Annotated in this window: 24 protein-coding genes and 4 tRNA genes; 9 read left to right on the top strand and 19 right to left on the bottom strand. The window is 68.7% G+C overall.

Translation table 11 applies throughout. The features are described 5' to 3' along the window. Positions 1-106 precede the first annotated feature (106 nt). The 11 genes from MZC64_RS38125 to MZC64_RS38075 all read right to left on the bottom strand — a co-directional run bounded on the left by MZC64_RS38125 (position 107) and on the right by MZC64_RS38075 (position 13,376). Positions 107-685 carry a hypothetical protein gene (locus MZC64_RS38125; RefSeq protein ID WP_247764543.1) on the bottom strand — a complete coding sequence of 193 codons (579 nt, stop codon included), beginning with the start codon at positions 683-685 and terminating at the stop codon, positions 107-109. A 149-nt stretch (positions 686-834) separates the two neighbouring features. Beyond that, positions 835-1,590 carry a hypothetical protein gene (locus tag MZC64_RS38120; RefSeq protein ID WP_247764542.1) on the bottom strand — a complete coding sequence of 252 codons (756 nt, stop codon included), beginning with the start codon at positions 1,588-1,590 and terminating at the stop codon, positions 835-837. Positions 1,591-2,609: 1,019 nt separating this feature from the next. Continuing rightward, positions 2,610-3,539, bottom strand: a complete 930-nt coding sequence (locus MZC64_RS38115; RefSeq protein WP_247764541.1) for a bifunctional lytic transglycosylase/C40 family peptidase — start codon at positions 3,537-3,539, stop codon at positions 2,610-2,612. An 83-nt stretch (positions 3,540-3,622) separates the two neighbouring features. Next, positions 3,623-4,609: a replication-relaxation family protein gene (locus MZC64_RS38110; protein WP_247764540.1), complete on the bottom strand. Its 987-nt coding sequence runs from the start codon at positions 4,607-4,609 to the stop codon at positions 3,623-3,625. A 19-nt stretch (positions 4,610-4,628) separates the two neighbouring features. After that, on the bottom strand, positions 4,629-6,017 hold the full coding sequence (locus MZC64_RS38105; protein ID WP_247764539.1) for a type IV secretory system conjugative DNA transfer family protein: 1,389 nt from the start codon (positions 6,015-6,017) through the stop codon (positions 4,629-4,631). 23 nt (positions 6,018-6,040) lie between these two features. Beyond that, positions 6,041-7,222 (bottom strand): hypothetical protein, encoded by a 1,182-nt coding sequence (locus MZC64_RS38100; protein WP_247764538.1) that lies wholly within the window; start codon positions 7,220-7,222, stop codon positions 6,041-6,043. Continuing rightward, positions 7,219-9,042, bottom strand: coding sequence for an ATP-binding protein (locus MZC64_RS38095; protein WP_247764537.1), 1,824 nt, complete (start codon positions 9,040-9,042; stop codon positions 7,219-7,221). Before MZC64_RS38095 ends, MZC64_RS38100 begins: the two co-directional genes overlap by 4 nt. A 5-nt stretch (positions 9,043-9,047) precedes the next feature. Continuing rightward, entirely contained in the window at positions 9,048-10,043 is a 996-nt protein-coding gene (locus tag MZC64_RS38090; protein WP_247764536.1) for a PrgI family protein, read from the bottom strand. Positions 10,044-10,048: 5 nt separating this feature from the next. Beyond that, the gene (locus MZC64_RS38085; RefSeq protein ID WP_247764535.1) at positions 10,049-12,004 is read right to left on the bottom strand and encodes a hypothetical protein; all 1,956 of its coding nucleotides are present in this window, start codon (positions 12,002-12,004) and stop codon (positions 10,049-10,051) included. A 2-nt stretch (positions 12,005-12,006) separates the two neighbouring features. Then, complete coding sequence (locus MZC64_RS38080) at positions 12,007-12,366, bottom strand: hypothetical protein (protein ID WP_247764534.1); 360 nt, start codon at positions 12,364-12,366, stop codon at positions 12,007-12,009. 242 nt (positions 12,367-12,608) lie between these two features. Then, positions 12,609-13,376: a hypothetical protein gene (locus MZC64_RS38075; protein ID WP_247764533.1), complete on the bottom strand. Its 768-nt coding sequence runs from the start codon at positions 13,374-13,376 to the stop codon at positions 12,609-12,611. A 1,420-nt stretch (positions 13,377-14,796) separates the two neighbouring features. Between MZC64_RS38075 and MZC64_RS38070 the strand changes: the two genes are divergently transcribed. Both MZC64_RS38070 and MZC64_RS38065 read left to right on the top strand, forming a co-directional pair. After that, on the top strand, positions 14,797-15,165 hold the full coding sequence (locus MZC64_RS38070) for a hypothetical protein (RefSeq protein WP_247764532.1): 369 nt from the start codon (positions 14,797-14,799) through the stop codon (positions 15,163-15,165). Then, entirely contained in the window at positions 15,162-16,160 is a 999-nt protein-coding gene (locus MZC64_RS38065) for a TRM11 family methyltransferase (RefSeq protein ID WP_247764531.1), read from the top strand. The genes MZC64_RS38070 and MZC64_RS38065 overlap by 4 nt, the downstream gene beginning before the upstream one ends. Here the strand turns inward: MZC64_RS38065 and MZC64_RS38060 are convergent. Next, positions 16,076-16,384: a hypothetical protein gene (locus tag MZC64_RS38060; protein ID WP_247764530.1), complete on the bottom strand. Its 309-nt coding sequence runs from the start codon at positions 16,382-16,384 to the stop codon at positions 16,076-16,078. The two genes, MZC64_RS38065 and MZC64_RS38060, sit on opposite strands and share 85 nt — an antisense overlap. Positions 16,385-17,193: 809 nt before the next feature. Here MZC64_RS38060 and MZC64_RS38055 point away from each other — a divergent pair. Both MZC64_RS38055 and MZC64_RS38050 read left to right on the top strand, forming a co-directional pair. After that, positions 17,194-17,454 (top strand): helix-turn-helix domain-containing protein, encoded by a 261-nt coding sequence (locus MZC64_RS38055; RefSeq protein WP_247764528.1) that lies wholly within the window; start codon positions 17,194-17,196, stop codon positions 17,452-17,454. A gap of 136 nt (positions 17,455-17,590) precedes the next feature. Then, positions 17,591-18,733, top strand: a complete 1,143-nt coding sequence (locus tag MZC64_RS38050) for a tyrosine-type recombinase/integrase (protein WP_247764527.1) — start codon at positions 17,591-17,593, stop codon at positions 18,731-18,733. A 117-nt stretch (positions 18,734-18,850) separates the two neighbouring features. Here MZC64_RS38050 and MZC64_RS38045 read toward each other — a convergent pair. The 4 genes from MZC64_RS38045 to MZC64_RS38030 all read right to left on the bottom strand — a co-directional run bounded on the left by MZC64_RS38045 (position 18,851) and on the right by MZC64_RS38030 (position 20,882). After that, positions 18,851-18,922 (bottom strand) — tRNA-Val (locus MZC64_RS38045). A gap of 56 nt (positions 18,923-18,978) precedes the next feature. Beyond that, on the bottom strand, positions 18,979-19,386 hold the full coding sequence (locus MZC64_RS38040; RefSeq protein WP_247764526.1) for a TIGR02611 family protein: 408 nt from the start codon (positions 19,384-19,386) through the stop codon (positions 18,979-18,981). A gap of 66 nt (positions 19,387-19,452) precedes the next feature. Further along, positions 19,453-20,307 carry an anti-sigma factor gene (locus MZC64_RS38035; protein ID WP_247764525.1) on the bottom strand — a complete coding sequence of 285 codons (855 nt, stop codon included), beginning with the start codon at positions 20,305-20,307 and terminating at the stop codon, positions 19,453-19,455. Next, positions 20,304-20,882 carry a sigma-70 family RNA polymerase sigma factor gene (locus MZC64_RS38030; protein WP_247764524.1) on the bottom strand — a complete coding sequence of 193 codons (579 nt, stop codon included), beginning with the start codon at positions 20,880-20,882 and terminating at the stop codon, positions 20,304-20,306. Before MZC64_RS38030 ends, MZC64_RS38035 begins: the two co-directional genes overlap by 4 nt. A 332-nt stretch (positions 20,883-21,214) precedes the next feature. Here MZC64_RS38030 and MZC64_RS38025 point away from each other — a divergent pair, with 332 nt between their 5' ends. The 4 genes from MZC64_RS38025 to MZC64_RS38010 all read left to right on the top strand — a co-directional run bounded on the left by MZC64_RS38025 (position 21,215) and on the right by MZC64_RS38010 (position 22,091). Next, the gene (locus tag MZC64_RS38025; RefSeq protein WP_185007996.1) at positions 21,215-21,640 is read left to right on the top strand and encodes an SsgA family sporulation/cell division regulator; all 426 of its coding nucleotides are present in this window, start codon (positions 21,215-21,217) and stop codon (positions 21,638-21,640) included. A gap of 160 nt (positions 21,641-21,800) precedes the next feature. Further along, positions 21,801-21,873, top strand: a tRNA-Gly gene (locus MZC64_RS38020). 70 nt (positions 21,874-21,943) lie between these two features. Next, positions 21,944-22,015: transfer RNA gene (locus MZC64_RS38015), tRNA-Cys, on the top strand. Position 22,016: 1 nt separating this feature from the next. Next, positions 22,017-22,091 (top strand) — tRNA-Val (locus tag MZC64_RS38010). A 13-nt stretch (positions 22,092-22,104) separates the two neighbouring features. On the opposite strand, the gene MZC64_RS38005 is transcribed toward MZC64_RS38010, so the two are convergent. Together MZC64_RS38005 and MZC64_RS38000 are read right to left on the bottom strand one after the other, a co-directional pair. Further along, entirely contained in the window at positions 22,105-23,496 is a 1,392-nt protein-coding gene (locus MZC64_RS38005; RefSeq protein ID WP_247764523.1) for a site-specific integrase, read from the bottom strand. A gap of 211 nt (positions 23,497-23,707) precedes the next feature. Beyond that, positions 23,708-24,028, bottom strand: a complete 321-nt coding sequence (locus MZC64_RS38000) for a helix-turn-helix domain-containing protein (RefSeq protein ID WP_247764522.1) — start codon at positions 24,026-24,028, stop codon at positions 23,708-23,710. A gap of 598 nt (positions 24,029-24,626) precedes the next feature. Between MZC64_RS38000 and MZC64_RS37995 the strand changes: the two genes are divergently transcribed. Continuing rightward, complete coding sequence (locus tag MZC64_RS37995; RefSeq protein WP_247764521.1) at positions 24,627-24,770, top strand: hypothetical protein; 144 nt, start codon at positions 24,627-24,629, stop codon at positions 24,768-24,770. Positions 24,771-24,859: 89 nt separating this feature from the next. Here the strand turns inward: MZC64_RS37995 and MZC64_RS37990 are convergent, their stop codons facing one another. Then, entirely contained in the window at positions 24,860-25,624 is a 765-nt protein-coding gene (locus tag MZC64_RS37990; protein WP_247764520.1) for an SAM-dependent methyltransferase, read from the bottom strand. Between the last annotated feature and the right edge of the window lie 422 nt (positions 25,625-26,046).

The raw sequence follows: 26,046 nt of genomic DNA, 5'->3' as shown, positions 1-26,046 counted from the left end.
GGCGAAGGCCGTGGAGCAGGAAACGCCTCCAGGGATCAGCCTCCGGGCGCATCCGGTCTGTGATCGCGCTCGGCTTCGGCAAACGGGCGCCGTGGTGGCGTCCACGTCAGGGGGTGACCTGTCGCAAGTGGGCGGCGACCTCGGTGTCGAGCCAGGCGATGACCGCATCGATGTGCTGACGCCGCAACCCGCTGCCGGCCCCGACGGGCACGATCAGGGTGGGGATACCGTCGGCGCGCCGGTCGGCAGCCCATCCGCACTCCTTGCCGCCGAACTGATCATCCAGCCAGGCCAGCGGCCGCCCGCTGGCCCAGCGGCGGATCGGCCCGCCCTTCGGCGACCAACCGAAGGCAGGCCCGTGGTGGGCAACCTCGATGACCGGCATCTCGGGAAGGCCCAGGCGCGGGGCGATCCACTCGGCGGCGCGCACGCCCCAGCTCGTCGCCCACGCCAGCTCGGCACTCCGATTAAGCAACTCGCGCAGCCACCCGCCATGCTCAGGGTTCAGCCAGACGGCTCCCGCCGCCGGATGACCATCCGGACCCAGCCCGTCGAACCTGAAGGACTGGTAGCCCAAGGCCGACAGCACCTGCTCACCACCGGCCAGCCGCGGGTCGGCGGCGAGCACGCCGTCGACATCGACCGCCACCACCGCGCCGTGCATCGCACTCTCCTTCAGCCTCATGGACGCCCACCCTGGGGTGCGGAAATCGCGCCGGTCTCGTTGTGCGCCCGACGCAGCTTGTCCGCAGTGCCAGTGCGAGCAGGCAGCGAGTGCGCACCTGGGCGTTGTCGGTGCCCGGCGGAGCCCGCCGGGCACCGACAACCACGTGATCATGTGCCGGCAATGGCTGGATTCCGGACATCCTCGTCGATGGTGCGGGTGTAGCGCTTGGGGGAGGCGCTGGACTGCGTGGCCACGCCGCGTTCGGCCAGTCTGACCAATGCGTTGGCCACCGCACCCGGGGATCGGCTGAGTTTGCGGCCGATCTCCCCGGCGGTGAACTCCGCCTCGGGGTGTTCGCTGAGGAAGTCTTCGATCATGCCGTGCAACGCGCCGGGGCGCAGTCGCTGCTGTGCTTCCGAGGCGACCTCAGCCACGCCCGGCTGCGCCGAGACCGACGCGCCAGCCCCAACACTGTCCACAGTGGACTCTTGGGGGGATGCCGGTGGTTCGGCGACGTCCGCGGCGGATTCGGCCGCTGCTGGACTCGCCTTGGTCTCGGGCTGTTCCTCCTCGGGCTCCGGCTCCGGGGCAGTAGTCCCGGTGACCTCGTGGGGTGCGGTCGCAGCGGCTGTGGCGGTACCGGGCTCATCGGCCACGAACCACCGGTCACCGGCCCGCGGGGTGGCTCCCCGTTCGCGGACCGCGGAGCCTTCCTTCTCCAACACGGTCAGGACCCTGCGGGCGGTGGAGCCGCCGACGCCGCCGGCCAGGGCGATCTCGGCGGCGGTGGCGCCGGGCTTCTGCCGCAGTGCCTGCCACACCTTGTCCTCAGCCGTAACCGCGGCCGGCGAGGCGGAGCTGCTCGGCGTCGCCGAGCGCGGTGCGAGTGTTGGATTGAGGGTGCTGGGCTTGGTGGTGGGCATCGTGAGCGCATCCCTTGCGAGCGAATCGGTGGGCGATGTCAGGCCCCCGGGGGCTGTGAGTCCGGCGGTGCGCGCTACCGGTGTTTCGGGCTCAACACCATGGACGCTCTGCTTCACGGTGAAGTCAAGGCGGCTGCCCGAATATCGCCTGCCTCGTGTCGACGGGACGTAGTGAAGTCGTTGCTGCCCAACCGAATGGGTGAACTCTCTGTCGTGGCGCCAACCCGGGATTGACATTCCGTCGGGAGTCGAGCGTCCATACGTCTGGACCAACCGGGCACCCGGAAACGACGAAACAACAAGGGGCACAACCGATACACCCATCGCCGCCGCGCGATGCCGGTTGCCAACGATCCGGACGCCCACCGTCGACGCGGCAGTCCGAGTCACGCCCACCAACACCGAAAGGGCTGTATCGCCATGACAGCGAACGATCCCCATCCGGCCCCTGAGTAGCGCGGGCGATCTGTGGCTGATCGGAGAGCACTACGACGACACCGCCGACGACTCACTGGAGAGGTCGCCCGCCACATCGAGAACAGCCTATGGAGTGTCCAAAGCGATGACCTCCTGCCCCCGCACACCAGGTTTGAGGTCACCGCCGACACCACCGGATCCGTTGACCTGATCCGGATCATGCTCTTTGGGGTCGCGGGCATCGGGGAGTGTGCTGACGCGGTACATCGAGCCTTTGGGTTGGCCAATCACTACAACCGGGTCAACCTCACTCGGCCCGAGCAGACCCGGTTCGTCCAGTGCGTGCTCGCAGTGCACGATGACCGCCGGCCCGCCGTGGCCGTGGTGGGCATGATGTCCGATACCGTGCCCGACCTACCATGTGGTCAGGCTGAACCACAGTCTTCGGCAGAGGCAATCCCGCCCGCCTCGGCATCCTGAGCCACGGCCACCGGCGTTCCGGCGTGCCGACAACGGGACGCCGGAACCCAACCTCGACAGGACCCAGCACCCCGGAGCTGGGCGGGAACGCGAGTATCGATCGTGCAACCACAGCATTCTCCTTACGCGGCAACCGATCCCGAAGGTCGAGTCGCGCCGGCGTACGGGCCGAGGCTGGCCAATCGAGCGACCTGGACGCGCTGGCCGAAAGTCGGCGCGTGCACAACCTTGCCGTCCCCGACGTACAGCACCACGTGGTGGATCTTGGTGTGGGGGTTGCCGAAGAACACCAAGTCGCCTGGGAGCAACGGAGCCCCGGGTGGTAAGCGCGGACCGGCGACGTACTGGGTGTGCGCGGTGCGGGGCAAGGTGATCCCGGCGGCGGCGTAGGCGGCCTTGGTCAGCCCGGAGCAGTCGAATCCGCCCTCGTGCGCTCCATCACCGCCCCAGACATACCGTTGGCCGATCTGGCTCATCGCGAACGCGATGACCCGCTCGACGACCGATCCCGTTGTGGCCGAACGACTGTAACTCGCGGCGACGGCCAACACCTTGTCCACGTACCAGTTGGCGTGGTTGTAGCTGAACAGTGCGGCGTGGATGTCGTGGTTGTCCTTGGCGCCGTTGCGGCAGAGCATCCGCGCGGCGGCGTGGATCGCATTCACCGGGTGGTAGGGCGAGGGAGGGTCGACACCTCCGGGTGGCACGGGGTGGGCGTAGGCGGTGAAGGTGGCGGGCAGGAACTGCATGGGGCCAGCGGCGCCCGATGGATTGAAGCCGGTGCGGACTCCGGGCAGGGTGGATCGGCCGTGGTCGGTTTCGACCTTGCCGACCGCGGCCAGCACGGACCAAGCCAGTCCGGGACAGGTGACTGCGGCGGTGCGGTAGATGCCGAGGTAGTCGGTGGGGATGTCGGCCACCGCGTCCGGGCCGGGCTGTGCCTGGCTCCCGCCGAGTGCGCCGATTGTGGCGGCGACGAACAGGATCGGGACGGCCAGGACAGCGGTGGCACCCATGGCGATTTTGGTGGCGGCGGAGGCGAGGATGGGCACGGTCGGACTCCTCTCCGTGGTTCGTGGCGGTGACCAGGCCGTTGAGTGGCGTCGCTGTGGCCCGTCGTTGCGGACTGGCTCGACTACTGGTGAAGGTGCAGTGCGTGCAGTAGTTGGCGGCCGGAGGCGTTGAGCGGAAGCCAGATCGGCCCGGCTGGGCTGTGCACTTCGGTGAGGTCGGCGTGGGTCGTTGCGACAGCCCACCGCACGGACCCGTGCGTGGGCTGAATCAGGGTGGGATCGGTGTGGATCCGTTGGCGCAGGTGGGTTTCCCGGGCTGCGGAGTGGAGGCGGAAGAGCACCCAGAACGGGCCCGGCATGCTCCGGTTCGGGTGCAGTGGTGCCGCTTGTCCGGCAGGGTCCTCGGTGTGGGGCAGGGGTAGTTGTGGGCCGCCGGAGTGGGCGAGGTCGCGGTAGCCGTCGAGTTTGGCCTGGACCTGGCCGAGGTTTTCGGTGCCGGTGTCGTACTCCAGCAGAAACACCACTCGGCCTTGGGCGTGTTGCCACACGCCGAGGCCGTCGGGGCGGGCCAGGTTGCCGCAGGCGCGGGCTGCCTGGCGTTCGCCGAGCCATCCGGCCAGCGTCTCGCCGGGGTGGGTGGCGGTGTAGTTGGCGAGGTCGGCGAAGAGGCCGTTGACGCCCAGGAGGTGGTGGAGGGCGGGGTGGGCGGCCAGGCGGAGCAGGCGGGTGCGCAGGGTGGCGGGGCGGGGTGGTTCGGTGCCGCGCATGGCGGCCAGGATCGCCGCGCCGGCGGGGCCTACGGCGTAGCGCCAGGAGGTCATGGAGCCGTCCGGGCGGGGGTGGCGGAACCGGTCAAGCACGTGGGTGCGGTAGAGGGCAAGCAGACGGCGTTGGGCGCGGTCAAGGGTGGGAAATCCGGCCAGGGCTGCCAGGTGTTCGGTGGTGAGCACCTGGTGGGCGTCGAGGAGGCGCAGGATGGTGCGGTCGCGCTCGGTGAGGCGGCTCCACAACGCGACCGCGTCCAACGGGGCCGGGCGGGCCGGTCGCGGAGCCCGGTGGCGAGGTGGCGCGCATGGGGCGGCGGGTTCATCTGGTTGGGGGTGCTGCATTGTCGGGCTCCTTCCGGGATCAGAGGTCGGTGATCGGGTGGGCTGCCTGCTCTTCCGGGGCCGGGATGTTCCGGCGGCGGCGCGCGACGTTCTGCTGGCGGGTGGCGCGCAGCAGGCCCTGCTGGCGGGCGGCGTGGCGGAGGTGTTCGGCGCGGCCGGGGATGGCGGGTGGGGGTGGCTGGGTGCGCAGGGTGAAGCCGGAGGTGTTGGTGTTGGCCACAACCAGGCGACAGGCGGCCTGAAAGGCGCCGAGGGTGTGCAGGTCCAGTGCGGACAGGTGTGGGCCGACGTGCGGGGCGAGGTGGCGGGCGTCTTCGGGTGAGACGCCGAGGAGGATCTTGTTGCGGGCGTTGGCTGAGAGCGCGGTGCGGAGCACGGTGGTGAGTTGGTCGAGGTGTTGGTGGGCCAGGACCCAGGAGACGTGGTAGCCGCGGGATTCGGTCAGCGCGTCATCCAGTGGTGTGGGCAGGTGGAGGTAGTTCTGGCACTCGTCCACCAGCACGGTCGCGTCCAGCCTCTGGGGTTCGGGTTGGCCGGCTCGGGCGGTGGTGGCCTGCCACAGGGAGGACAGCAGCAGGGAGCCGACCAGGCGGGAGGTGTCCTCGCCGAGTTCGCCCTTGGGTAGGCGTGCGAGGAGGATGCCGCCGTCGAGGATGTCGGCGGGGTGGAAGGAACTCGTTGCGGTGCCGAAAAGGTCGGCGACGAACCGGCGGGTGGTCACCGCGCGCAGCTTGGACAGCACCGGCCCCATCGCACTGGCTGCGGCGGCGGGGGTGAGTTGGTCGAAGGCGTGCCAGAACGCGCCGATCCCGGCCGGGTCTTCGGCACGGACGGCCGCGGTGGCCTGGCGGCGGTAGGCGGTGTTGGTCAGCAACAGCGGGATGTCGGCCAGGGTGGCGCCGGGCTGGCGGGTCAGGGTGAGGGTGGCGGCGCGCAGGGTGTCTTCCACGCGAGGTCCCCACCAGGCGTGGTAGAGGCGGTGCAGGGTGGAGACGAGCTGGTCGGCCACGGTTTCCCCGCCGAGGCCGGTGGGGTCGAGGACGTTGAGGCTGGGCGGGGCCTGGGTCTCGTCCGGATCGATGAGCACCAGGCGTTCCCCGGCGTCGGCGGGCATCCGGTCGAGGAGGTCGCGGATGAGGTCGCCGCGGGGTTCGATGACGGCCAGGCCGCGTCCGGCGTGGATGTCGGCCAGGGCCAGGTTGAGCAGCAGGGTGGTTTTGCCGGCGCCGGTTTCCCCGCAGATGTGCAGGTGGTAGCGGGCATCCGGGACCCGCAGCACCACGCGCCGGGCAGGACCGGCATCAGCGTGACCGAGCGGTTTCGGCGTCTGCCGCCGCTGGTCGTGGGCGGGGGTGAGGGTGAGCCGCCGCGGGCCGGCGGGCGTGCCGGTGTCGTTGTGTGCAGGCATCGCGGGCTCCTTCCCTGTCGTGGTTAGTTGGAGGTTTCGGGGTGGTCGAAGACTTCGGGTGGTGCGGGGACGGTGCGGGCTCGGCCACCGGCCAGGGCCGGGTTGCGCACCGGCAGGTGGGCGAGGGCGGCGACCTCGGTGGTGGACAGCAGCGCACCGCGGCGCAGCCGCCGCCGGGCCAGGGCGGTGGCGGGGTGGCGGAGGTGGTGGCGGGCCAGGGCGTTGCGCCCGGCCAGCACCGCGAACATCGCGAAGACCCCATCGGCCAGCCCCCGCACCCGAGCACGGGCCACGCCTCCGGCGGCGGAGGTGGCCGTGGCGTAGCGCAGCACGACTTCCCACTGCGGCAACACGGCCTTCCCGCGGATCTCGCGCAATTCCTCCGCCCGCTGCGGATCAGCGCCACGGGTACTGGAGTAACCGGTCGAGCGGGCTGGCGTGCGGCTGCCGGTGATCAGGTCCAGCAGCTCCCTGGCCAGTTCGGCGGGCAGCGCGCTCACTCCGGAGCCGGTGGTGGGTCGGTTGGTGTGCAGGCGGCGCACGGTGCGTCGGTAGCGGCGTAGCCGCCCGCCGACGCCGGGGCGGAGCAGAACTTGCACGAGCGCGCATTCCCCGGGTTGTAGTGCGGTGGCAAGGGACTGCAAGGCGCGCACGGGGTCGGCGTCTTCTCGGGCGTCGGTGACGTGCAGTGGGAAGTACTCGGGGCGTTCGAGCCGGACTGTGCCGCCGGTGACGGTGTGTCCGGTCGGGATCGGGGTGTCGGTGGCCGGGATGAGCAGCGTCCCGGGCCATGCGGCCCGGACGGCCGCTTCGACCCGGCCGGGCGGGATCGGTCCGGGGATCCAGATCCGGACCGTGAGTCGCTCGGCGGTGAGCCGGTACTCCAGGGCCAGCGCGGGGTGGTCGAACACCTTGCGGCGCCAGGCCGGTGGGGTGATCCCGGTCAGGTCGCGCCACAGTCGCCGGCCACCGGCCAAGGCTGCGGCCAGGTCCAGATCCGACGGTGGCAGCACCTCCACCAACCTGGCCCGATCCCGCCAACCGCGCCGCGCCCTGAGGCGCAGCACGACCAGGATCACCTTGGCCACCAACGGGAACACCGCGGCCAGCACGATCAGCACGGTGTGCTGCTGCCACACCCCGGCCACCCAACCCGCCACCTGCTCCGCCGCGGAGAACAGCGCGGTCCAGTCGAGGCCGTTCACTGCGGCATCTCGCCAGGGCTATCCCAGTCGAACTCCTCGTCCTCGTCGAGGAGTTCGGCCGGGTCGGTGGTGATCAGCGGACCTTCTTCGGCGGAGGCGACCACGCTGAAGGCGACCCGGCTGGAGCCTGAGAGCAGTAGCGCTTCGCCAGGGCCCGCGGCCAGAAGATGATCACGTTCGCCGTCGGAGAGGCCGAACGCCTCGGTGATCGCCTCGATCGCCTGGGGCGCTTGACGAAGCAGCACCTGGGTGGCGGAGTTGGCGGCGATGGCCTGACCGAGGTCAGTCGACAGAAGGTCGCCGGGGTCCTGGGAGACGAAGGCCAGGCCGGCCCAGAGTTTGCGGGCGGATTTGGCCATCCGGAACAGGAACCGGGCTCCGGCGGGCTGCTGCATGAGCTGCCACGCCTCATCCACGATCACCAGGCGCCGCCGACGGTTACGGGGGTTGAGGACTTGCCGCCAGATGGCGTCCAGCGCGAGGAGGGTGCCCACGGGTTTGAGTTCCTCGGGCAGGTCCCGCAGCGAGATCGCCACCAGGTGCCCAGAAGGGCGGTGGGTGGTGGGGCCGTTGAACAGCCCGGCGTAGGCACCGGTCACGAACGGCGCCAGCCGGGCGGCCAGCTCATGGGCGACCGGGTCGGGGTCGGCGGCCAGGACGTGGGCGAGGTGGCCGAGTTGCGGAGCTGGACGTGCCCAGGTGCGGGGGTCGGTGGTGATGCCCACCGCCGCGTAGGCCGCGGTCACGGCGCGATCCAGCACGGCGCGTTCGGCCGGGGTGAGCGTGGTCTCCAGCAGGACGGCTACGGCGGTGTGGATGAACAGGCTGCGCCGGGTCACCGCATCCGGCATGTGCTGGGCACCATCGGGCAGATCGAAGGGGTTGAGGCGCACCTCGGGTGCACCGAGAGGGAGGTAGGTGCCGCCCACGGCTTGGCACAGCCGCCGGTATTCGTGTTCGGGGTCGATGACGAAGACCTGCACCCCGGGCGCGTCCTGCGGGTCGGTGTCGCGGTAGTCGTAGAGGCTGCGGAGGGCTTCGAGCTTGGTGAAGAAGGACTTGCCGGCGCCGCTGCGGGCGAGGGTGATGCTGTTGTAGTTGTCCTGGCTCCACCGATCCCACAACACCAGCCCGGTGCTGGTGGCGTTGAGGCCGTAGAGGATCCCGGTGGGCTGGGCCGCGGGTGCCGGGTCGGTGGGCAAGTCGGGGCTGGTGAACGGGAACGCGGTGGCCAGGGCCAGGGTGTCCAGGGTGCGGCGCATCTGCAGCCGGTCGGTGCCCATCGGCAGGGTCGACACCCAGCCCTGCAAGGCGCGGAAACTGGTCGGCTGGGTTTTGAGCAGCAGGGAGCGGCACAGGGCTCGGACTTCGGCGACCTCGGTCTCCAGCTCCTGCTCGCTGGCGGCGTGCACGGTCAGGTACAGGCCGACTTTGAACAGGCGGGTCTGGCCACGGGCCAATGCCCTCGACAGCGCGTGCACGTCCTCCACCGCCGCGCCAAGTTCGGGGTCTTCATCACCGGTGTGGTGCTGGGCGCGGTCGGAGGAGCCGAGCCGGCCGCGCTGGGTACGCAGGTGCCCGGCGGCGATCTCGGGGTCGACGGGCTCGATGTGCAGGGCGAGGTCGAGGCGCCCGGGATAGCACAGGAGGGGTTCCAGCCATCCGGCGCCGACCTCGGCCGGGTAGCCGGTGACCACCAGCGTCGTTGCGTATCCCGCGCCCAGGCGTAGGTGCCGCGGGGTGACCTCCACCGCCTCGGGCCCGGTCAGCACCTCCTGGCCACCATCAGCAGAGGTGTTGCGGGAGAACAGGTTTCGCACGGTGATCACCTCCCATCCGGGTCGGGGTTGGGGTGGAGCAGGGTCGGGGCGGCGGTGACGGTCCCGCTGGCCGAGGCCACATCGCCTGGTGGGGCGGGGTCGCCGTGGGGATCGGTGGCGGCGGCCAGGACCCGCTGGACGTCAGCACCGTCGAGGGGGCGGACGTGGACTTCGGCGGAGGCCAGCAGTTGCCGGGCCAAGGCGGCTTGCCGCAGCACCGCCTGCTGACCACCCGCCTGCCGTCGGCTGCCTGCGGCTGGGGTGGCCAGGACGAGCAGGATCTGGCGGCGCAACAGATCCCGCGAACCCGACAGTTCTTCCAGGAAGGCGGCGTGGGCGTGGCAGGCGTCTTCCAGGGCCGGGTGGGGCAGGCTGGGGGCGATCTCGCGCAACGTGGTGATGACCGGGTCGAGGTTGAGGCGGTCGGCGCGTACCACGATCTGTGCCGGGCCGGTGAGGGAGTGCAGCCAGCGGGCGAATCCGGCGACCAGGACGCGTTGTTCGCCGGGGGTGCGCAGCCCGAAGTTCACCCCCGAGCAGGCGCACTGCACCACCTGCCCGTCCCGACCCAGATCCAGTACCCCCTCGGGGCTGATCGCGGTGACCGGCAGCCGCAACGGTCCGGGCAGCGCCCCGGCGCGGGCCTGCACCCAGGACGGTGCATCCGGTACCCGCTTGCCCGGCACGGCCTGGGCAGGGACCAGGCGCCGCGGCGCACGGTGATGCCCCAGCACGGCCCACAGCAGTTGGTCGAAGCCCTGGCCGTTGCGTCGCCCGATCACGGCGACGATGGCGATGCCGGTCACCGGGACCGCGACGGTCAGGAACACCCCGATCGGGACCAGGTCGGCGGTGACCTCATACAGCCCCCACAACCCGGCCACGATCGCGCCGAGCACGGCCAGTTGGCGGGCGGTGAGCCCGAAGGCGATCCGGTCGGGGCGGTCGATGTCGGCCGGGACCGGCACGGTCATCGGCACTTCATGTTCGCGGCGAGCCATTGGTCTCACTCCTTCGGGTCGCTCGGGTTGGTGCGGCGTCGGATCCGGCGCCGTCGGCTGGGTTCGGTCCCGTCGGCGGGTTGGACGTGGGCGCTGGCGGTGCTGGTGGAGATGCGGGCGGGTTCGGCGGAGATCCGGCCCGGGGTGTAGGCCGCCGGGTCTGGTGGCGGGGTCGGGCGTGGGGTGGGGGTGTGGGAGATCCGTGGCGGGGTCGTCGAGATCCGGGCCGGGGTGTAGGCGGCCGGGTTCGCCGCGGCGGAGACCGGTGCGGATGCGGTGGGGGTGCGGGCGGTGCTGGGCGGGACGGTCGAGATCCGCGGCGGCGTGACCGCCGTGGTCCGTGGTGGCCGCGCCATCGGTGCCGGCGGTGTGGAGATCCGGGCGGGCTGCACCACCCCGGCGACCGGTGTCGTGGACAAGGGCAGCGGGGTGGTGGAGGTCCGGGCCGGTGTCGAGCCGGTCCGTGGGGCGGGCTGGGAGATGCGGGCGGTGGGCGGTGGCGGGGTCGCGGTGGCCTGGGGCGCGCCGTAGGAGCGGATGGCCTGGGCTCGGGCCCGCTCACCCGCGGTCCGGATCCTGGCTTGGGCCTCGGCCAGGCGGCGCTGGGCCTTGGCGGGGGTCGGCTTGGCCACGAACTGCGGTGCCAACTGCCCAGCCGGAACCGCCGCAGCGACAACGGGTGAGGCGCCCCGGCGGACTCCGCCCACCATGCCCCCGGCGACACGGCCCGCCTTGCCTCCACCGCGCGCCGCCGCCCCGCGGCGGGCGCCTTTGCCGAGGCCGAGCATGCCCAGGGTCTTGGCGGCGATGGCGTACTTGACCAGCGAGGTCAGCATCCCGCCCCGAGCGGTCCAGACCTGTTGGAAGGCCCAGAACGGGATCTTGATCTCGATGTAGAACAACACCAGGAACACCAGGAAGGTCAGCGCCCCGGTGCCGATGCCGATCCAACCGGGGGTGGGGTCGGCGGTGGCGAAAAACGACCGCAACGCCAGTACCAGCACCAGGGCCTGGGCGATCTGGACCGCGAGCAGTGCGATCATCGCCTTCCACCACAACCGCGCCAGCCCCTCGGTGTGCGGCAGGGCGTGGGCGGACAGGGCCAGCGGTGCGGCGATGAGCAGGACCGCGGTCAGGGCGATGCGCACGATCCAGATCAGCAGCAGGATCACGATCAGCACGATCAGCACCGAGGCCAGCAGGAGCAGGAAGATTCCGGCGGTCTGGACCTGGGTGACGATGTTGGTGTTGAGCTGGCCGACCAGGTTCGCCGGGCCGGTGCCTTCCCCGAGGATTGCGGAGGAGAGCGCGTTGGCCATGACGATGGCCTGGCCCACGATGGTCAGGCTGAGGTTGCTGGTCAGGAACCCGATCACCAGCCGCGGGAGCAGTTCCTTGACCGCATACCGGGTTTGCAGGCTTTCGTGGGCCATGAGGATGAGTGCGGAGGCGGTGGCCAGCAGCACGTAGAGGGCGTTGGCGATGTGCCGTGCCCAGTCCCACAGCTCGGTGATGCGGGGCATCTCGGCCATCTCCGGGGTGGACAACACGGTGTCGCCGAGCAGCTTGAGCACGGTCTGCAACCCGGTGCGGACCAGGCCCCGGACCCACTCGGTGATCGCCATCCCCGCCACATCGACCATGCCCACCCCGGAGAAGCCGTCCAGGAACGACGGACCCGCCGGCGGCGCTGGCGGTGGCGCCGGTGTCGTCGTCGGTGCAGCCGTGGTCGGAGCTGAGGACGGTGGAGAGGAACTCGGCGGCGGTGTGGGGGCGGTGGGCAGGATCGGGACCTGCGTCGGCTCGACCGGTTCAGCCCGTGCGGTCCGGCCCCCGGCCCCGGCGAGCAGCAGCACCAGCATCAGGCCGGTGAGGGCGGCCAGCAGGCCGGTGGTGGGCAGGAGCCACCGTGTCCGCGGCCTGCGCTGCCGGTCGGTGTCCGGGGCTCGGGTGGTGGGCATGGTCAGCTCACCACCGACTGGAGGACCTTGACGATCAACTGGGCGATGGCCGCGCCGAGGAACCCGACCGCGGCGCAGCGGATCGCTTTCTTGGCGCGCTCGGTCTCACCCGGGTCCCCGTCCGCGGCGGAGTAGCGGAAGAACCCGATGGTGATGAACAGCCCGACCAGCGCCCCGCCCAGCACGAGCAGGGCGAGGCGGATCCGCTCGATCACCTGGTTGAGATCGCCCGGAGGGGCAGCCAGCGCCGGGGCCGCCATGCTCATCCAGGTGAACACCGCACAGGCCGCGACGGTGACGCTGCGCAGCAGCCACCGCCGCGCCGCCCTGTAGCGGGTGGGGACACTCGGACGAAAACGCATGGCGGATCCTCCTTTCCAACAAGTCGAACGACAGCGAATTGGTGACATAGGTGTCTCGGATGCGGGGGCAGAAGGTCACCGGTGGCAACGGCAGGAAAACCGGGGTGATTCTCCTTTCACGGAGTCGCGGCAGGGCTGGTGTCAGAACAAAGAGGTCCGGTCTGCCGTGTGAACACTCGGTGGGCCTTCTGCCCCCGCATCTCTCTAAAGCGCGCCCACGACCGTGAATGGACAATCCCGGGTCAAGAATTGTGTTCGGATGTTCCCGTGAGGTGGGCGACAAGCCGCTGTTCTGCCTGGGCACGCAGGTAGCGGATCTGGCGATAGTTCAGCCCGATCGCGGGCGCGATATCGACCAGATGGAGCCCTTCCAGGCGGGTCGCGCCGATCACGGCGGCCTCGCGCCAGGTCAACACGCCCTCGCTGACCGCGGCAGCCAGGACCAGGTCCGGATGCGCTGCCGGCGCTGTCGGCGTGAGGGCTTCGTGCCAGGGCACTTGGCGGGCCGCACCGTTCCACTCGGTGGCCCGCAGCCGGGCGCCGGCACGTTGAGCGGCCCAGATCAGCCGGGCGGCCAGCATCCCGGCGTCGGGGTCGATGGTCTTGAGCCGGTCGCAGAACCCAGTCAGGACCTCCGCGTCGAGGTCGTGGACCTCGCCGGTGTAGCCGAAGGCCAGCTGGCCGGCCGCGGCGCGTAACCCGGGCAGAGCGACCCCGACCGCGCCCACCACCCACGCCGCATCCGCGGTCTGGGCCTGGCACACCAGGTGCACCCAGGCGGCTTCCCGCATCGCGTGCGTGGCCCTCGGGGCGAGCAGCAGATCCCGCAGCTCAGACAGAGGCACCAGCCTCGCGGGCAGGCCATGGCCGAGTTCGACACCATCGACTGCCAGGGGCTGCGGGCCGGTGGTCAGCAACCGGAAGGCATTCTCGGTGGTGTCCAACAGCGAGGCGCACGCCACTACCGCGGACGCGGCGCTGTCGGCATCAGAGTCGGCGGAGTTGTCCACAGCCTCAGGGGGAACGTCTACGGGATCGGACCGGTCGGCTCTCGTCGGCTTGGGATGAGCGGGCTGTGGCCGGCGGTGGTGGGGGCGGGTTGTGCGGGCGGTCATGGTGGCGACCCTTTCCGTGGCGGCCCCCGGTGACGGGCGGCCGAGCGGGCGTGGTGACGCCGTCCATCCCGCACTCCCGGGCTGGCACACACCGCACACAACGATCTTGTGAGCGATTGACAGCCTCGTGTCAGCGGCCCATGCAACGTGACGGAAAGGGTGTTAGATCCGTTCTCTGAGCTGCACTGTTAGCGGAGCTCGGTGCGACAGAGCGCTGTGTGCAGCGCGGTGAAATCCGGAGCCGGAATTGCTCCGGCCGCGACCGCACCGGAGCACCGGGGCGGCCTTCGACGGGCAGGACAGCGGAGGCCACGAACGCGTGGGAGGCCCAGGAGGTCGCCCGGCGCAAGTTCCGCTCGGCGATCTTGTCTGGTAGCTGTCCGTACTCGATAGGACGGTGGCGGCCAGGTGCTGTCGACTCCGGCGCGCGACCTGTGGATAACTGGCCAGCGCCATCCGCGCCCCCGGCTGGCCGGGGAGTACGAGACGGACACGGTAGTACCGGTTCCGCGCGTGGTGGTCCAGATGATCGACCGCAGTCCGGTCAGCTCTGACAACCAGCTCCGGCACCATCAGCCGCACCGCGGCCTGCGTGGTCGGCGCCGCATGGTCATCCGGCTCCGCTGAGCGCGCGCGGTACTGCAACAGAGTCCCAGCCGCCTCAGCGGAGCGGGCGCCCGCCAGCATCGCCAGGCGTGCTGGGCACCTCGACCACGCCACGGGAACATGCCGATCACCAGGCCAGTCCGGCTTGTCGGGTTGGCCGAATCTGCACACCGGCGCGTACAGCGGCTACCGCAACCCGCGGGCTTCCTGGCCAAGAAGATCACCACAGTCAGAAAGAAACTCGGAGATCGATTGTCAATTCCGGGTCGAGCGTGCGCTTTAGAGAGGTGTCAGAACACAGAGGTTGACGGGGTGAACCCGTACCATGCCCACACGCAACTCGCCGACCACGGCCCGTACAAAGTCTACTTCCGGCCGGGGTGTTAGAAAATCTGCAGAGGCGTCTACCGTTCCGCTGGCGGTATGGCTGTGCCCGCCGGATCGAGGTGAGGACACGGGCGTTTCTATGCTGCCGGAGAATGTCTCCCGAACGCTGATTACCCGCATAGCCCAGGAATTCTCTCGGCCGGCCGACACAGTCCTGGTCAGTGGTCCCCACGCGCACCGCATTGCCGCGGTCGTCGACTCCCACGGCCACCGACACACCGCAGTCGATGCCCGCCGCCCGCTCACACCAGGTCACTACGCCGACGGCGCCGGCGGCGCCAGGCCGGAGCAGCAGTCTGGCGAGCGGTGGCACCTGCCACCGGTGCCACCGCGCAGCGCCGGGCTTGTGCTGGCCGTGGAACTCCCGAGCCCGTGGATCACCCCGACCGGGCAGCCTTACACCGACTGGCGGGACTGGCTGCGCCCCGGCGGAGTCCTGGCCGTGCTCACCACCAACCCCGCCGGCACCGGATGTTTCGCCAACCACACCGGCCTCATCGTCGCCGCCGCGCAGGCCGCCGGGCTGACCTACCGCCAGCACATCGTCACCATCCAGGCCCACCCCGGCAGCGACCAGCCCGGCGACCCGCATGCCCCCGCCGCCCCCTCCTCGTCGGCGACCGGGCAGGTGCACGTGTCGGCTCACCTCGACCTGTTGATCTTTACTGCCGATCAAGGAGGCATCCGGTGACACAGCCCCGCCGCACACCACCCCGCCGCGGGGACCGTGAGTTGTTCGAGCAGCTGCCGGTCTCGGTGTGGCCTACCGCGCAACAGGTCGCCCGCACCCAACGCCGAGACCGCTACGTTCCCGGCAGCGCAGCCCACCCGGCCAAGATGCTGCCCGCGATCGCCCGCCACGCCATTACCAGGTTCACCACCCCCGGCGACCTCGTGGGCGACCCGATGTGCGGAATCGGCACCACCCTCGTGGAAGCCGTCCACGCTGGCCGTCACGCCCTGGGGGTGGAGTACGAACCACGCTGGGCTGAGCTGGCCCAGGCCAACCTGGCCCTGGCTGCGCAACTCGGCGCCCCCGGCACCGGCCACGTCGTCCAAGGCGATGCCCGTCATGTCCTGCCGCAGCTGGCCGAGCAGTACGCCGGTCAGCTCGCGTTGCTGCTGACCTCCCCGCCGTACGGGCCGTCGTTGCACGGGCACGTCCGCAACGACCACAGCCACGGCGTGCAGAAGTTCGACCACACCTACGGCCACGACCGCGGCAACCTCGCCCACCGCAGCGTGCACCACCTGCTGGGCGCCTTCACCGAGATCCTCCGCACCGCGCTCCCGCTGCTGCGGCCCGGTGGGATCGTCGCGATCACCACCCGCCCCTTCCGACAGGACGGCGAACTCCTCGACTTCCCGTCCCTGACCCTGGACGCGGCGATCACCGCAGGTCTGCAACCGGTACAGCGATGTGTGGCCTTGCTGGCCGGGGTGCGCGACGGACGCTTGGTGCCGCGCTCGTCGTTTTTCCAGCTCGACTACGTCCGCAAACTCCGTGCCCGCGGCGTCCCGGCATGGGTGATCGCCCACGAAGACCTGCTCATCCTGCAGGCCCCGCAAAAGTCCGTGGGTTCCCAGAAATCCCAGCGTATTCAGGAGGAACCCAAGCGCGCATCGGCGCCATTGTGGCGGTCGGACACTTGGGTTTGCAAGGATTCCGAGGGCGTGGTGGCATGATCGTCCTTGAGGAGTCGCTGCGCGGTGAGCGCGTAGCGGATTGCGGTGGTCTGCGAGACACCGAAGATCGACGGGACACGCAGCGGATCACCGCCGCTGGCGAGAGCTTCCTCGAGCTGCCGGTCGATGCGCAGCCGTTCCAGCGTGGCCGGTTGGCCGCGCAGGTAGAGGATCCAGGTGGCGCTGACCGGACCATGGTGGAGCGCGCTGTCGTTGCTGATCAACAGGTGCGGGTTGGCGGTGTGCGGCCAGCGATCGCGCCGGTGATCGAGCCAGCCGAGCAGGACGTGGTGGGTCGGCTCGTCGAGCGGCCGAGTTGTTCAGGCGATGGCGAGGCGTCGGTCGCCGAGGTGGACGTTGCCGTGATTCGCCGAGTACACGGTGGTCTCCACCGTGTACTCGGCGACCTGGCCGAAGCAGGGTATGACGCGCTCTGGCATTGCGTCCGCGCCGCTGACATCGGCGCGGCCCACCTCCGGGAGCGAATGTTTGTGTGCGCCTGGCCCTGTGCCGGGGCTGTTGAGTACGGAGGCGGAGATGCTGCCGACGCCGACCGCACACGACGGTTCCTCCAACGGCATCTCGGCAGCCAGCAGACAGGGCGGCCCGTCGCAGTTGGACCGGTTGCAGTTGCTGCCGACGCCGAGGGCTTCGGGCACAGGCACGGCAGGGCGACGGGTGGGGGTGGGTTTCCGACCGCCGCGGTCGCAGCAGGTGCTCCCGCCGCCGGCGACCTCCGAGGCGAGCGTGCCCCGGATCGGGGGGTGGCCTGATGTCCGCGCATTACCCGGACGGGTGGACCGTCGAGGCCATCACCGCACTGCAAACCGAGGTGACTGACGAGCTCCGGCGTGAGGATTATCCAGTCTCGCCACAGTCAGGAGCGGGAACCGGCAGGTCCGGCGGCAGCATCGCGCCGACCCAGACATCGGCATCTTCTGCTTCGCCGCAGCCGTCCGCGCACAGTGGTTTGGGCGGGGACGGCGGGGCGGCCGGACGCTGGCCGGATGCGGCCCAGGCGGCGGGTGATTCGGTGCCGTTGCTGTGTACCCCGGCGCAAGCGGCGGCGCTGTTGCAGGTGCGGGAGTCGTGGCTGCGGCGGCGCGCGGCCTGCCGCCAAGTGCCGTGCACCTTCCTGGGCAAGCACCTGCGCTTCTCCCGCCTCGACCTGGAACAGATCCTGGCCGACGCCGCCCGCCCGGCAGAGACCACCCGGCGCACGATTCCCGTTCCCGGTGCACGTCCACGTCGTCCAGAGCGACCTCGGGGGCGAGGCCGTACCGACTCCCTCTGACACGACGCCTGCAACACACGAGCCTCTCTGGCCAGTGAACACATTTGGGTTGCGCTTTTCCGGCAACGGAGCGTCGATATGGCTGTGCCGATTCTTAGGTGCAGCCATATCCATTCTTTCGCGAAGGCGGCAAACAATGGCATGGGTAGAAAAACGGGGAGATGGTTTCCGTGTCCGGTATCGCCTGGACGATGGAACGATCTTCACCGAGAGCGGCTTCGTCACCCAGGTGGAGGCGGACAACCGTGCGGCTGACATCGAGTCTGACCAGCGGCGGCACCGGTTCCCCGACCCTCGGCTGGCGCAGACCACGATCGATGAGTGGATTCGCAAGTGGACGGAGGCGCATCACGTCGCCGAGGTGACGTGGACGACCTACGACTCTCATATCCGTAACCACATCATGCCCCGGTGGACCGGTACCGCGCTGGGGGACATCCAGCGCATCGAGGTCAAGGGGTGGGTGAACAAAAAGCTGCGCCCGGTGTTGGCGGACAAGAGTGCCAAGGACATCCTGGTGCTGTTCTCGGCAATCCTTGGCGAGGCCGTCGACGAGCAGCTGATCGGGTCGAACCCGTGCCGGAAGCTGCGCATCAACTTCAACGACCGCCCCGAGCGGCCACACGCCACCACCGACGAGGTCGACGCCCTGGCCGGTCGGATGGAACCGGACGCCGGACTGATGACCATCACCGATGCCTACACCGGACTGCGGTGGGGCGAGTTGGCCGGGCTGCAGTGGATCCGCACCTACCTCGATGAGGATCCGCGCATCGAGGTCGACCCGAATTTCGGGGCCCTGCACGAGGTGAACGGCAAGCTGGAGCTCGGCCCGCCGAAGACCCCGGCCAGTGCACGGACGGTGCACCTGCCGCCGTTTCTGACGACGCAGTTGGCCGAGCACCGGGAGCGCAATCCCGACTCGAGGTTCGTCTTCACCGGGGCCCACGGCGGGCTGCACCGGCGGTCCAACTTCCGCCGCAGGGTCTGGCTTCCCTCCTTGGCCGGGGACAAAGACAAGGACTGGCAGCCGCTCAATGAGGAGATGCACTTCCACGACCTGCGGCACACGCACGCGACCTGGTTGATCGAAGACACTGTGCCGCGCATCCTGCGGTTGATTCGCCTGGGGCACAAGCGCAAGGACGTCGACGACGACTACTCGCATGTCACGGATCTGATGATCGAGCAGATGCTGGCGAAGCTGCAGCGGCGGTGGGAACAGGACGGCGGCTGGATGTGGAGACGGAGTCCGGGGCTGGGGTGTGATGCGGCGTGACCACTTCGGATTCGCGGAAGTGGTCAGGAGGCCGTGCTCCCCATTTGCTCCCCACAATGGCAGATGGCCTGCCGATGAAGATCATCGACAGGCCATCTGACCAGGTATAACCGGCGGTGGGCGATACTGGGATCGAACCAGTGACCCCTTCGGTGTGAACGAAGTGCTCTCCCGCTGAGCTAATCGCCCGGGTCTTCCCGCCCTGCCTTCCGGCCGGGCAGGAAGAACATTACACGATCCACTCGCTAGCGCGAAAACGGGGTCCGCAGCCAGGAGATGTCCAGGTCAAACCAGCCGGCGATCATGCCGAAGACGTTGAGCAGCCACAGGGTGAGCAGGACGATGAGGCCGGTGGCGGCCAGGACGCCCCAGCGGACGGCCCAGTGCTGGCGGCGCAGCCAGTGGGTCCAGGCGTCGTACTTGGACTTGGCGAAGGCGAGGGCCTTGCCCGCCCAGGAGAACTCGGTGGCCAGGATGGCCAGGCCGGCGAAGACGACCAGCCAGCCTGGGCCCGGGTAGGGGATCAGCACGACGCCGAGGGCGAGCACCAGGCCGCCGACCACGCCTACGGCGATGCGGAAGAGGAGTCGCAGGGTGGGGTTGCCGCGGATCTTGGCGGCGAAGCCCCAGCGTTGGGCGAGGCGGTCCAGCACGTGCGGCTGGGCGCCTTCCTTGGTGAAGCCCGCTGACTCGGGTTGTTCGGAGGTGGTGCTCAGCGCCTACTCCAGGTTTCCTTGGCCCACGACGGTGGTCGGGGTCGTGGGTGCGGCACGCCCGTTCTCCAGGGACACCGCGTACCCGGTGAACTGCGGCGCGTTGTCGGGCCAGCTTACGGTCCTGGGCTCGGATTCCGGGCCTGCCACGTCGAAGGCGCCCAGGGCCTGTGGGGCCCGGCCCGCGCCGGCGACGCCCCAGAGCACGTAGGTCTGCTTGGTCTGGTCGTTGGCCGGGAGGTCCATCGGGACCAGCACGCCCCGGTTGCCCGCGGCGACCACCATCGCCACCGGGTGACCGTCGCCGGCGGCGCCGATGAGGGCCCGGCGCATGTTGGGGTCGCCGATCAGTTGCACGGCCTTGGCCAGCGCGGCGGAGCGGCCTGCCTCGGCGTCGCGTTCGGCGCCGAGTTGGACGACCCGGATGCCCAGTCCGCCGATGGCGACCACGGCGAGCACCGAGGCGGCGATGGCGAGCAGGGTCCGCCGGTTGCCCGGTCGGGCTGACTTCCGGGCGCTTCGCCGGATCGAAAGTTCGTCATCAGGCTGCCGTTCGCCGACCGTTGACGACGCTTCGGCGATACCGCCGGAATGGCCGTCCGGGCGGGCGGACACCTGGGGTTCTTGGTCGATTCGGGCGAGCAGGTTCGCCCGAAGGTGGACCGGTGGATCTTCTTGCGGGACACCGCGACCGAGTTCGGCGCTGACCTCCTGGGTGGCCGCGACCACGTCCTGGCAGCGCGGGCAGCCGGGCAGGTGCGCCTCGAACTCGGCCACCTCGGCCGGTTCCAGCACGTGCAGCGCCCAGCCGGTCGCCAGTTCCTCATGGGGGCAGTCCTGGCCCCGGTACTCCGTGTTCACCGCTGCTCCCCGAGATCCCGGTCCTGTTCGTTCCCGCCGGTCAGCAGGGTGCGCAGCCTGCGCACCGCGGCGAACATGCGTGATTTCACCGTGCCGAGCGGGACACCGGTCAGCGCCGAGACCTCGCACTGGGTGTAGCCCCCGTAGTAGGCCAGCACGACCACCTCCCGCTGTTCGCCGGTCAGCTCGTGCAGGGCGTCGCGCACCTTCTCGCCGAGCACGCCGGTGATCGCCGCGATGTCGGCTCCGGGGTGCTCCTGCTCGCTGACCAGGGCCTGTTCGGCCTGCGCGGCCGATCGTTTGCGCTGGGTGTTCTCCCTGCGCACCGCGTCCACCGCGCGGTGGTGCACCACCGTCAGCAGCCAGGTGGACACGCTGCCGCGCTGCTCCTGATAGCGGCCGGGATCCCGCCACAACGTGAGGAAAGCCTCCTGGACCACGTCTTCGGCGAGCTGGGTATCAACACAGACACGTTTGGCCAACGAGTACGCCTGTCGGCAGTACCGGTCGTACAGGGTTGCGAACGCTACGCGGTCGCCTTCCGCCAACCGGGTGACAAGCTCGCCATCGGTCACTCCTCCGGCGGGCCTGCCGGTCTGGGCGGCGGTGCTAGCGTGGTCGAGCCGTGCAGCCGGGGATCTCGGCCGATCAGCAACCAAGGGGTTCCTCACATCCAGCGTTCGCACGAGGGCGCGGACCGGTTCAGGCTAGACCTCGACGCAAAATCCAGAGACGATGACTGACCACTCAGCGCAACATTCTGGTCGCCCACCGAAGTAGTTCTGCCCCGGATGGGTGATCTATCGACAATAGGCGAGCGCAACTGGCCACTCTCGCGTCACAAATACATCGCACGGCCGTTCCCAGGGCGGCAGGCAACGGCAGCAGTGCAGAAAGGCGGGCGACGATGCGCAACGACCATGTGACCCTCCGCTCCACGGCGGTCTTCGATCTTCTGGCCCCGCGGACCCCCGCGGTCCCGGTGCAGGTCGAGCTTCGCTACGACACCCGTGACCCGTACGCGGTGGTGGCCGCGTTCCGGACCGGGCGCACCGGCTGGGTCGACTGGGTCTTCTCCCGTGACCTGCTCGCCGACGGCCTGATCGCCGACGCGGGTGACGGCGACGTCCGCATCCGCCCTGCCGTGGACGACCCCGAGGTCGTCGTGATCGAACTCAGCTCCCCGTCCGGCCACGCCATGTTCGAGGCCTCCGCGCAGGAGCTGGCCGACTTCCTGGACCGGACCTACGACCTGGCCGCCCCGGGCAACGAGAACCTGTGGGTCAACATGGACGAGGCCCTCTCCCAGCTGCTCTCCAACGACCTGAGCTGAGGAAACGGCGCGCGGTGCGGCGCGCGCCCGCGGTGGGGGACCCCCCGATTTGATCCGGATCCCCCTCGTCGGATAAGGTTCTCCTCGTTGGACGGCAAGAGCGAAAACCCCCGGTAACACAGGGGGAAGCAGCACGGAAACTTCGCCAGGCCGAACGCACGCGGATGTAGCGCAGCTGGTAGCGCATCACCTTGCCAAGGTGAGGGTCGCGGGTTCGAATCCCGTCATCCGCTCTGGGCGGCTCGTTCACGGGCCGGACCTCTGGAGGATCACGATCTTCGGATCGGAAGTCTGACAGGGAACGGCGGAGTGGCCGAGTGGCTTAGGCAAGGGCCTGCAAAGCCCTGTACGCGGGTTCGATTCCCGCCTCCGCCTCGGACGATTAGCTCAGCGGGAGAGCACTACCTTGACACGGTAGGGGTCACTGGTTCAATCCCAGTATCGTCCACCAGATATATATGCAGCTAAGCGGACCGCCGGTTGATCTGACCGGCGGTCCGTGCGTGTTGAGATGGCGAAATCATGGCGACGACCCGGGGATCCTGCTCTTGCCGCCAGGATGTGGCGTTGTTCACAACCTGCTCCAGATGGGGGAACCAGCGCACCAGGCGCCTCTGCTCCTCGAGGTAGAGCCCGGCCAGCGCCGAGTCCCACATCTGCTCGCACGCGAGCAGCACCTGCTCCTCCATCACCGGTGTCACGTGGTCATAGACATTCGCGATGCCCTTCATCTTCTGCCCCAGCCGCGCCCGCCGGGCCACCTCCGGCACCCCCGCTTCGGTCAGCAGCGTGGTGTGTGAATGCCGCGTCTCATGAAAAGTGAACCAGCGCAGGATCGCCGGCCTGTGCTCGGGATGTCCCGGAGTGTCAGGACGTGCCCCGTCAAAGGCGGGCCGCCAGTAACGCTGGCGGAAGTTCCCTCGCCGCAGCGGCAGTCCTTCCGGGCTGACGAAGACGTACGGGAAGTCATGACTGTCCAGCAGCAGGTCGAGGAATGAGCCGATGCTCGGCGGCATCTGCACCCATCGCACAGAAGTCGGGGTTTTCGCCCGCCCCTTCTTCCGGCGCTTGGCGCCGCCTGGCCGTGACTTCTCCGCCAGGGCCTCGGCGAGATCCGGAGCGTCCTGGGCGTTGACACCCCGCTTGGTCAGCTCACCGCCGACTTCTTTGAGCGGAGCTGTGATGCCGATCCGCTGCCCATCCCGGTCGTATTCGCTGCGCAGCTCGCCGGCCAGTTCCCCCCAGCGCGCACCTGAGAAGAAGGCACTCAGGCACAGGGTGAACCCGGACAGCCCCAACGGGCTCTCATACAGGCGCATGGCACCGCGGAGCGCCTGCACGGGAGAGGCCACCAGGTGGTCGACGGCGAACCCGCGGGTGACCCTGACATGACGACAAGGATTGGACGGAATAATCTGTGCCGCCTCCGCCTTGTTCAGGATCGTGGAGAAGTAGGCGAAGATCGCCGCCACTGTCGAGTCGGCGTAGTCCTCGTGAAGCGCGGTCACCCACTTCTCGATCATCATGTAGCTTCTGGCGATGTCGATCAGGCTCCACTCACCCCACTCCGGAATAAGGTGGGCATCGAGGTAGATCCGGTACTTGCTGGCAGTTGTGCTGGACAGGCGACCGACGAACGATTCGTAGCATTCCTCCGCGAAGTCCTCGAAGGGCATCTCCGCAACCCGCGGATCAACCCACCTGTTGAGTCGAATCAAGGCTTCCTGTTCGTTGCCCCAGTTCTCTGCTTCTCGCTCGGTCAGGAAACCCGACTTGCTGCCCAGGTTTCCGTCGGGCCTCTTGTATCGAGCCCGCCAAGGAAAATCTTTACTCCCGCTTGGTGCGCCGTAAGCCATATGACACCTTCTCGATTTTCAGTTGTTGTTGCTTGAACCTTGGGTGAACATTGGCGATCAAGTGTCGCCTGATAATAAGATACCATAAGTTCTATAGGTATCCAAAATTGGGGTTGTATTCCGATAGTGATGGTGACACTTCTCGAATGGGCCACGCTACTGTGCTTATGGAGTGAAACTGGATTGCCAGCGGCCTGTCAATGTCGCTGTTCTAGCGGATTGTCGGGCCTCGGGACCCAACGTGCCGGGACCTGCGCACGATCTCCTTGTAGTCCTCGGCCGAGAACCGGTAGTGCTTTCCGAAACGACGGTGCGGGATGGCTCCGGCCGCCAACTGGTTCTTCAGTGTTCGCACAGGAATCTGCACTAATTCAGCGACCTGCTCGGGTGTCATGAGGGGCTCAGGTGTGTCCTTCTGTGTCTTTGTGGATGCCTGGGCGAGTTGGTTCAGGATGGAGTTCAAGTGCTGTGCGATCTGGCTGAGCGCGGGGGGTTCGGTGCTCTCCGTCTTGAGCAACGGTTCATCTGCCATGGTTGCTGCCTGAGGTGGGTTCATCTGCGGTGCAGGCGAGGGCGAGCGGGAACGTGTCCTTGTAGTGCCCCGGCCAAGGCGGACGGCCCTCTGATGATGTGATCTGGTGGTCATGCGATGTTGTGTGGCTGCTCCGGAGAGGGGTCACTGTCGATGTCCCGTTGGGGTGCGGAGAGGTGTGACCACATGGTGAGCGACGCGTTGCTCTCTGTTGAGACCGGAAAAGTCCGCATGCTGTTTGCATAGGCAAACGATAGTCGATGATGCCCTAGAAGGCCAACAACCGCCAGGAGTATCGACGTACTGCACACGGCAGCAGTGGCCCCAGGCCACGTGATGACGATAGGCCAACATCGATTCGACCCTGCGCCTGGAGCTGTCTGCCATGGCAGACCGAGCCTGGAGCCCATGACAGTAACCACCGGTCCTCGCCCTGATTCACCACACCCTGCGGAACTCAATCGGCTCGCCCTGGTCCGGCTCAACGGCCACGACTCGAGGAGCCCAGACCAATGCGGAGTACCCGCCAGCTGGACGGCATCTGCGGGTGTGGGGATCGCTGATCCAGCAGGCCCGCATAGCTACCACGCCAACAGCGATGGCCGAGTTCTTCCCCAACCGAGCCTCAACCTCGCTGTCCTTCAGCTGGGCTGTATCCGCGCCCACGCTGTACACGCTCTCGACCACGGCAGACTATGCCGACATCGAATCAAGACACAGCGTGGGCGAAGTGAAGCAGTGAACCGGAGACCTGAGCGGTCCGCCGTACTCCGCGGTTGTCCTCCCTCTGTGAGCGCAACAGAGCAGGCGCAAGGGCGTGGACCTATCTCCTTAGATCATGACCAATGCAGCGATGGCAGGCAGGTCGGCATCTGAGCCCAGTACTTCCACCCGGGGTGACCGCGCCCACCGCCCCAGCAGTTCCAGGAGTTGACCCTTGCTTACCGGGCGGGTGGGAACACCGTCTGCAGCGCAGAACTCCAGGTAGTCCGCGAGAGAATGGGTGCGGCTCACGTCGCTGAGCACCGAGACAGCCAGGACACTGCCAGCGGCCGCAGCCTGTCGGTAAGCCGCCAGTGCCTGGCCGAGCTGATCATGGTCATCGACCAGATGGAGGGAGTCGATGGCCAGAATGCCCACCGGCCGGTCAAGGTCGAGGCCACCAGTCCTGGTGCAGTGATCAAGCACCGTCACGGTGTCAGTGAGGTCGGCCCGCAGGACGTGTACGCGGGAGTCGGCTATGCGACGGGCTTGCTCGGCAACGTCAGGATGGTTCTCCACTAGGACAACCCTGGCCGACCCCGTGGCCGCGGTGATGGCATGCGCCGCGGTGCCCGCAGTCGGAAGTCCGGCACCCAAGTCGAGGAACTGGGTGATGCCGGCTGCCAGCATCCGCTGCACGGCCGAGAGTGCGAAACGCCGATGTGCCTGGGCAAGCTTCTTCGCGCAGGGCAGCACGGTGAGGATGCGAGCAGCCTTGTCGCGGTCCAGCGCACTGTGTAGTTCGCCGCCCACGAGATAGTTGTAGACGCGCGCGGGGCTCGAGTGGTTTTCGGCAGGGGCAGGCCCATGCTCGGGGCGCACGTCATCCTCCACTGACACCCCCTACCAGTCATGATCAAGTCTAGGGCGTGGTGCTGGTTGTGGAAGCCGCTAGACGGGGCACACCCGCGACCACTGATGATGGCGGGCCGCCATCGGGACAACCGCCTGTGCATGATCACGCCGTAGCCAAGCGCCCACTGGTGTGATCCGCGCGAGTGAGTAGCCGCGGTTGTTCACACGATCGCCTGAACCGGCCGGATCGGTACCGAGGTTTCGGTGTCGCTGGGGCTCTTTAAGAGTGCGGGTCTCCACTGAGTGGCCCGAACCCCGATTGGGAGGGAACCCTTCAGTTGAGTCGAATGACGTCCGTGGTGGCCGAGGTGCTGCGTTCCCACGGCGTGCGGTGGGTTGGTCGGGGGACCCTCGCCGTCATGATCTCCGCTCCCGGTGCCGCTGCGGCGATACCCGGGATG

The sequence above is a fragment of the Crossiella sp. S99.2 genome, assembly GCF_023094165.1.
In the GTDB taxonomy this organism is placed as follows: Bacteria; Actinomycetota; Actinomycetes; order Mycobacteriales; family Pseudonocardiaceae; genus Crossiella.
The sequence above is the reverse complement of the archived record's forward strand: the minus strand, read 5'-3'. Positions and strand labels throughout refer to the sequence as shown.